The sequence below is a fragment of the Sphingobium trunci genome (assembly GCF_022664535.1).
Taxonomy (GTDB): Bacteria; Pseudomonadota; Alphaproteobacteria; order Sphingomonadales; family Sphingomonadaceae; genus Sphingobium.
Genome location: NZ_JAKUJY010000058.1, coordinates 1 through 2149, shown reverse-complemented (window position 1 = coordinate 2149; position 2149 = coordinate 1). Strand labels below are relative to the sequence as shown.

Genomic DNA, 2149 nt, shown 5'->3' with positions numbered 1-2149 from the left:
CGCATGCGATAGCTGGATCCCTCGATCTGGATGACCACGGCGTGGTGAAGCAGGCGGTCGAGAAGCGCGGTGGCGACCACGGGATCGCCAAAGACATCACCCCATTCGGCAAAGCCACGGTTGGATGTCAGGATCATGGCACCCTTTTCGTATCGGGCGTTAACGAGTTGGAAGAACAGGTTTCCGCCACCCGGCGTAACGGGGAGATACCCGATCTCGTCGACGACGAGCAGAGAGGAGCGGCACAGGAAGCGGATTCTTTCGCGCAACGTGCCTTCGCGTTCAGCCTTGGCCAGCGCTGCGATCAGATCGGCGAGCGGGATGAAGTAGACGCTCTTGCCTGCCTTCACGGCTTCGACCGCGAGGGCGGTCGCGATGTGGCTTTTCCCGGTGCCCGGCGGCCCCAGCAGATGCACGACCTCGGCCCGGTTGATGAAGTCCAAGCCGGCGAGCGCCAGGATCCGGTTGCGGTCGAGCGATGGCTGGAAGGAGAAGTCATATCCGTCCAGCGTCTTGATGATCGGGAGCCTTGCCATGCGCAGGGCCGCCTTGATCCTGCGGTTCTCCCGCAACGACAGTTCTTCGTTTAGCAATATGTCGATCGCCTCGACGCCATCGATCTTACCCTGCTCGATCCCGCGCAGGGTGGCGTCGAGCATTTCCAGGGCGCGCGGCATTTTGAGATGGACCAGACTGCGGCGGATATTATCGACGCGGGACGCGGCACCCCCATGGTTCATGGCCGTTCTCCCCGCGCCAGTTGGCTGCCGATCGCCTGATAGATTGCCAGGGAGCGCACAGCGACATGCTCGCCGATACGGCCAACGGTGATTGCATCCTTTGCGTGGTGACGACGCTTGGCGCCGCTGCCACCTGTCCGATGCGCAGGATCGATCCTGTATTGCCGGCGCCCCTCCAGAACAGGATGCTCGGCAATGACCTGGCCCAGGTCGATGATCCGGATCTTGTTGGGCAGTTGCTGGATTTCGACGACGCGCCGGGAGCGGTCGGGGACGCTGTAATAGTTGCCGCCGACAGAGACCATTCCATCGTGGCTGACCCGGCGCTCCAGCTTCAGAACCGCGTCGAAGCGCCCCGCCGGGAGCAACTGCAACTCAGGCTGCTCGGCGGCAAAGGCGTCGGCGATGATCCGCTGCGTCGTGCCGTGGACACGGACGTTGGCGACGGTATCGAGCCAGTCGATCAACTGGACGTTGAGATCTTCCAGATTGCGGAAGCTGCGCCCCAGGAAGAAGTCCTTGCGGATGTAGCTGAACGGCCGCTCGACCTTTCCCTTGGTCTTGGCCCGATAGGGGCGGCAGGCGCGTGGAACGAAGCGATAATGCCCCGCCAAAGCCAGCAATGCTCGATTGTAGATGATGTGGCCCTGATCATCTTCCCCGGTCACGGCCGTTTTCATGCGATCGTAGAGGATCTCGATCGGTACGCCGCCGATCGTTTCAAAAGCCTGCATATGACAGCGCAACAGAGTTTGGAGATCCTGGTGCATGACATAGCGCGCGAACAGGAAGCGCGAATGCCCCAGCACCAGGCTGAACAGCCAGACGATCCGGCTGACGCCGGGTTCATCGGTAAAATCGACGACGAACCGGGCGAAGTCGACCTGCGCCTGCACGCCAGGCGGCGTCTCGAAACGAACCTCGAAGGGCTTGGGGCCGTTTTCCGGACGGATCGCTGCCAGGAATCGCTTCACCGCAGTATAGGCGCCCATATAACCCAACTCACGGATTTCCCGTGTCAGGCGCGCCGCCGTCAGATCGGGAAAGGCCGTCACCCGCTCGCGCAGAAATTCCAGATAGGGCGCCAGCTTATTCGGCCGCCCCAACATCCGCGGGCCGTAAACCGGGGCCTCGATACCCCGCTCGATATATTTGCGGATGGTCTTGGGATCGCGGCCAGTGCGTCGGGCGATGGCGGATATCGATACGCCCTGCCGATGTAACTCGAGGATCATCATCAATTCTCCAAGTCGGATCATCGGCCCCGTCTCCGCGTCTGCAAAGGAGATGAGGACGATGTCGGCTCATCTCATTCTGCCGGGGCTAGCCCCGGCAGAATGAGATGAAGGGGCCACCAACTAGGGAATTTTCAAAGCCCACTTTTGCGGAGAATTGCAGGACCGATGACA

2 protein-coding genes are annotated in these 2149 nt (G+C 61.4%); both read right to left on the bottom strand.

Annotated elements, in window-relative coordinates; all coding sequences use genetic code 11:
• Positions 1-740 (bottom strand): IS21-like element helper ATPase IstB (gene istB / locus MJ601_RS21705; RefSeq protein WP_242130470.1); only part of this gene is annotated, 740 nt, incomplete at its 3' end.
• Positions 737-1999 (bottom strand): IS21 family transposase, encoded by a 1263-nt coding sequence (istA, locus tag MJ601_RS21700; RefSeq protein WP_242130469.1) that lies wholly within the window; start codon positions 1997-1999, stop codon positions 737-739. The genes istA and istB, both read right to left, overlap by 4 nt.
• Between the last annotated feature and the right edge of the window lie 150 nt (positions 2000-2149).

What these genes read in the sequence shown, in the direction of transcription:
- istA (WP_242130469.1), bottom strand. Translation starts at nt 1,999, where the DNA reads ATGATCCGACTTGGAGAATTGATGATGATCCTCGAGTTACATCGGCAG.